Origin of the sequence: Shewanella sp. BJSY2023SW001, from assembly GCF_047314685.1 — a bacterium.
Classification (GTDB): Bacteria; Pseudomonadota; Gammaproteobacteria; order Enterobacterales; family Shewanellaceae; genus Shewanella; species Shewanella indica.
Genome location: NZ_JBKORF010000021.1, coordinates 1 through 5,027, shown reverse-complemented (window position 1 = coordinate 5,027; position 5,027 = coordinate 1). Strand labels below are relative to the sequence as shown.

Genomic DNA, 5,027 nt, shown 5'->3' with positions numbered 1-5,027 from the left:
CCGCAGTTTTTGCATGAACCTCGCAGATTACTCATCTTAGAGAGTCTACTTCTAATAATTCATCGTCATTTATAAGCGATTGAGACCGAATGATAGGCTTCCTCGTGGCTCGCAAAGTGTTTAGGATGTCCTGTATATCGAGCATCGCTAAGCTACAGCTATAGCTGTCCCAGTGGTTACACTCTTTCCGGTACAACTTGTTCTAAAACGGAAACCAAAGTTGCACAGGTTAAAACCGAACAAACTTGTCCTAAAGGTGGCTACTTAAATGCATCGACGGGTAAGTGCTCTAGAGATTTCACCATAGTTTCAGCAACTAAACCTTCAGGAGCAGGGGTTGTATGCGGTGGTGGTGAACCAATGGGAGGAGGGCGCCGTCTGTGGGAGTGTACAGAAACGTATCAATCCACACCTAAACAGGTCTATAACTGTGATGCGGGTTGGACATTAAGCGGCACTAACTGCACGCGGACGCTATCACAAGCGGCAACAAAGACGCCTGTTTATTCTTGTCCCGCTGGCTGGTCTGTTTCAGGGAGCGCTTGTAATCGAACACTCACTGCCCCCATAACCTACAGCTGTCCAACGGGGTGGACGCAAAATGGCGCTCAGTGTAGTCGTGCCCGTCAAGCCAGCTATGTGATGGTTTATGATAAGAATGGCAATATCACCCAGGATGGCAGTCGCCGTTTCACTTATAGTTCTTACGATTTGGTCACCAACATTACTCAAGGTGGGGAATCGACCCGCTTTAAGTATGATGCCAACCGGCAACGCTTCGAGCGTTACGACGTTAAAGTTGAAGCGGGAGTGACAAGCTATCTCACCACCTTATATGTCGGGGGGTATGAGAAAGTCACCCGTAGTGGCGGCAACAAACCGGCACTCACCGAGCAAAAATTGTATGTCGGCAATTTGGTGATAACCAAGCGTAGTAATAACACTGTTGACGAGTTTTATCTGCACAAAGACCATCAAGGCTCAACCACGACGATTACCAATAAGTCCGGTAATGTGGTGCAGCAGTTTACCTATGACCCTTGGGGTAAACAAACCGCCGCCTATAGCCATTCACTGTTGAATGATTATATCGCGCCCGCGGCATCCAAAGGTTATACCGGGCATGAAGGTATAGATAACCTGAATCTTATCCATATGAATGGGCGTATCTATGACCCCACCATAGGACGTTTCTTGCAGGCCGATCCGCATATCCAAGCGCCAACCGATACACAAAGCTATAATCGCTATGGCTATGTAAAAAATAATCCCATGAGCTATATTGACCCTAGTGGCTTTTTCTTTAAACGCCTCTATAAGGCTTTAATGGATATTGGAGGGGTGACCTTTATTCATCGACAGATTGCGAAAGTGGAAGGACTTGGTTCGGCTATTCAAATTGGGTTGAATTATATTCCATTTTTTGGACAGCTAGCGTCAGCGCACTTTGCCTTTGATGCTTCATTTGTTGCTACGGGGAGTTTAAGTTCGGCCTTTAAGGCTGGGGCAATATCTTACGCTGCTTCAAGCTTGGCAACTAGTGGAATGAGTGGTGTTGAAGGCTTTGTTGTTAGAAGTGTGGCTGGTGGTATTTTCAATGTTGTTCAAGGTGGTGAGTTTGGTCATGGATTTATTGCTGCTGGAGTAGGGATTCTTGGAGCTCAAGGCGTTGGAATATTAGGTGTTTCAGGGTTTATGGGGCAAACATTGGCATCCGTGGTTATTGGAGGAACTGCTTCTCAGTTAAGTGGAGGTAAATTTGCGAATGGTGCTGCGTCAGCCGCTTTTGCTGCATTGGTACATAACTTTAGTAGTATTGCCACTAGTAGATCTGAACAAAATACAAACAAATCTGATAGGATTGGGGCGGAGAATGCTATCGCAAAATTAAAGGCTAATGGAAGAATTAGTACGGCTAAGTATTTTGATTATCCAGATGATGCTGCAAAATATATTCTAAGTCTAGTTTCGCCAATATCTGATGAGTATGGTGTGGAAATTGGTGGGAGTATTTATCATGACCGTCTTGGGTATCGCTTTAGCTATCCAATAGTGGGTTCTGCAACATCAGTTAATATTGTGAATGGTATTGATGGATACCATACTCATCCAAACTCATTTTTCGAGTTTTCTAATCAATTTAATGCTGCCAATGATGGTAAGGGGGACATTGGTTGGTTGAATAGGCAAGAAAACAAGAGGGTGACATTGTATTTGGGAACTCAAATAGATGGAAAAACTTTGATTGGTAGTTGTACTTCGGCAACTTGTTTTCATAGCCCATACGGCACTCTACCCAATAAGGTGTTATAGTCATGCGCTTCATGTTACTAATTGTTGTTCTTTTAAATCAATTTGCTTGTGTGGCAATTGAAAGGAAATCAACTTCAGATTTTTTTACGCCATTGATTTTCTCTTGCTTAAATGCATATGCAAAAAGTGGTGATGGGAAAGATATAGAAGAGGTTGATCGTGTATATGTGGTTTATGTTGATGGTAATGGATTTGTAGATGTATTTTTCTCGCATGGAGATACAGGTTCATTTGGAGGTAGAAAAGATGATTATAAAGGTATTTTATCTTGTAGCGGTGTTTTAGATAATGGGTTCAATATTTATCGGCTTCGCAATCCTAATGTATCGGAATATTTTATTGATAAACCGGGTGTGGGTAATGGTGTTATCAATGTTGATACTTGTGGAGTAGCTAAGGAGCGCATGTATTTTTTTGAGTCTGGAAAAGTATTCTACCAAGGTGAGAAAGTTTTTGACTGCCATTGAAAAATGAAGATTCTTAACCTTAATGGCGAATAAAACGGAAAGGAATAAAAATGAGGATACCTAACCTTAATATCGCGGCAGTTAGCCTCCGTCTATTGATACAGCGTCTTTAAACTTTGTTGGGGAAAACAGGACAGCCATATCTTTTTGATGTTTTGCACAGCCTTGACTAGGCTTTGAAATACCCATCAAAGCTCAGTCGAGGTTGGTTATGACCACAGCCCGTCGTCAGTTGATAGATGCTGAAAGTACGCCCTTTTACCACGTGATTAACCGTTGCGTGAGAAGGGCATTTTTGTGTGGTGAAGATGTACTGTCTGGGCGCAGTTACGAGCATAGACGTGGCTGGATAGTGGACAAAAATCAGGCAGTTGTCGTCAATATTCTGCATCGACGTTTGCGCTTATGCGGTCATGAGTAATCACTACCATTTGGTGCTCAAAATCGACCTTGCTGCGCAACAATCGTTGTCGCCATAGATATGGTTGACAGCCTGGGAGTGGAGGGCAAAACTGTGATTATTTTTGGGAAGCGTGGCCTTAAAGATTTCTTTCTAGGTGTGGAAGGGCCGGTTACAGACTTTCTAAATCATGAGGTAGTCCATGAACATGCCTTTGCAATTCAAAATGGAGTTCTTGTTTATAATCGTGGTTTTTCAAGTGGTGGATTATTTACTGAGGAAACGATTAGATTCACCGAATTTGGATATAGATCTTACGCCTTTACCGATTACTACATCTTACCCGGAGGTGTTGATGCTGTCTCTTTGCTAAATAACGTCTCTGGTAATTGGAGTAGTTATGTTCTTGGAGGACCGTCGGTGAACAACTGTCAAACTTATGCTGATAGTGTAAGGCGGCAAATTGAGGTGACATATGGTTCTAAGGAATAGTCTATTATCATTTTTATTATTGGGGGTAAGCTTCATGGTTTCAGCCATACCAACACAGGTCATAATTTCTCGGACCTTGGAGTTTAATAAAGGTAATGGGACTGGTCTAATTAGTATTATTGATATCAAGAGCCGTTCTACCGTGAAAGAATACCATGTAAATGCTGGTAATAGCCCTGTTATGCGGGTTTATGGTGAAAAGCTTTCAGTTTCCAATGGTATTTTGAACGCCGGTGAGTACATACTTAATCTTAATAATGCTTCAGTTGAGTATTTCCCTGAGCGGCGAGGTACTGTCTTCTTTTCTCAAGACTCATATATGTATTTTTCCGTAGTGAAAAATTTTGGGGAAATTGTTTTCATTAAAAATGGTAGAGAAGTTGAGCGAATCAGTGAAATGAATGTGGTTATGCGGTCACCTCATGTGTACGTCTATCCTGAAAAAATTATCAGTTTCTATCTTCGCAAAGGAGAATTATATCTTGTTAATGGGAGTGATTTGTCTTTTAGTAAATTTTCATTAAAAGATTATACAGATGTTATCTATTTGGGTGAGAACAAAGTATTAGCTGTTGATGGTCGTACGTTGTATTGGTTGCGTCTCTCTGATGGGAAGGTTTTAAAAACTAAAAAGCTGGCCTTTACTGGAAGTTTTTTATTTAAAGCTAAAAGTGATGATGGCAGATTTATTACACTTCAAACGTTGACCGTGTCATTAGTTCCTTGGTCAGATGCTTTCATGCAAGAACGTATTGATTTATATGTGTTCGACTTGAAAAATGAGACATTAGAAAAGCTGGTTGGCAGTATTGCAGCAATAGGAGTAGGCCTTACTGTTAAGTAAAATATATGTTATGGCTTGGCCTGAAAACAGGACAGCCATATCTTTTTGATGTTTCGCACGACTGAAAACAGGACAGCCATATCTTTATAAGATATATGATAAAGGATTAACTAATGAAACTAATGAAGCAGTTTTGGTTATCACTTACTCTGTTGGTTTGTGGCTGTACAACCACTACTCTGGAAGTCGCAAGTGTTCCTTCAATTAAGCCGTGGGATTCTGTTCCTGATAAAAAGGTGTATACATATAATAAAAGCCTTGATGATATTGTTGAATTTTCTGATGTCAACATTTCGTTGTCGCTGACAAATTACGAAACTCAATACAGGGGGCTAGCAATGCTGGGTATTGAGCTGGAACGTTGGCCAAATAGTAAGTTTGATAGTGATGAGATTATTCTTGCATTGGGAGTAACACGCGAATTCAACTCCGAAGTGCACCACTCGCTAAATTAGGCTGCCTTGCGTAATTCATTGAATACCGCAATAGGTTGCCTGAAGCCGAGGCACTT

5 protein-coding genes and 1 pseudogene are annotated in these 5,027 nt (G+C 41.4%); all 6 read left to right on the top strand.

Annotated elements, in window-relative coordinates:
• Positions 1-642: 642 nt before the first annotated feature.
• The 6 genes and pseudogenes from ACMHXH_RS04990 (at position 643) to ACMHXH_RS04965 (ending at position 4,971) form a co-directional block, all read left to right on the top strand.
• On the top strand, positions 643-2,313 hold the full coding sequence (locus ACMHXH_RS04990; protein ID WP_319619971.1) for an RHS repeat domain-containing protein: 1,671 nt from the start codon (positions 643-645) through the stop codon (positions 2,311-2,313).
• A gap of 2 nt (positions 2,314-2,315) precedes the next feature.
• Positions 2,316-2,780, top strand: coding sequence for a hypothetical protein (locus ACMHXH_RS04985; RefSeq protein ID WP_162207337.1), 465 nt, complete (start codon positions 2,316-2,318; stop codon positions 2,778-2,780).
• A gap of 211 nt (positions 2,781-2,991) precedes the next feature.
• Positions 2,992-3,253: pseudogene (locus tag ACMHXH_RS04980) on the top strand (alpha-amylase family glycosyl hydrolase); the annotation flags it as partial.
• Positions 3,254-3,294: 41 nt separating this feature from the next.
• Positions 3,295-3,672, top strand: coding sequence for a hypothetical protein (locus ACMHXH_RS04975; RefSeq protein WP_226685345.1), 378 nt, complete (start codon positions 3,295-3,297; stop codon positions 3,670-3,672).
• A gap of 34 nt (positions 3,673-3,706) precedes the next feature.
• On the top strand, positions 3,707-4,516 hold the full coding sequence (locus tag ACMHXH_RS04970) for a hypothetical protein (protein WP_144362217.1): 810 nt from the start codon (positions 3,707-3,709) through the stop codon (positions 4,514-4,516).
• A 113-nt stretch (positions 4,517-4,629) separates the two neighbouring features.
• Positions 4,630-4,971 carry a hypothetical protein gene (locus tag ACMHXH_RS04965; RefSeq protein ID WP_335912925.1) on the top strand — a complete coding sequence of 114 codons (342 nt, stop codon included), beginning with the start codon at positions 4,630-4,632 and terminating at the stop codon, positions 4,969-4,971.
• Positions 4,972-5,027 lie beyond the last annotated feature (56 nt).

What these genes read in the sequence shown, in the direction of transcription:
- ACMHXH_RS04990 (WP_319619971.1), top strand. Translation starts at nt 643, where the DNA reads ATGGTTTATGATAAGAATGGCAATATCACCCAGGATGGCAGTCGCCGT.
- ACMHXH_RS04985 (WP_162207337.1), top strand. Translation starts at nt 2,316, where the DNA reads ATGCGCTTCATGTTACTAATTGTTGTTCTTTTAAATCAATTTGCTTGT.
- ACMHXH_RS04970 (WP_144362217.1), top strand. Translation starts at nt 3,707, where the DNA reads ATGGTTTCAGCCATACCAACACAGGTCATAATTTCTCGGACCTTGGAG.
- ACMHXH_RS04965 (WP_335912925.1), top strand. Translation starts at nt 4,630, where the DNA reads ATGAAACTAATGAAGCAGTTTTGGTTATCACTTACTCTGTTGGTTTGT.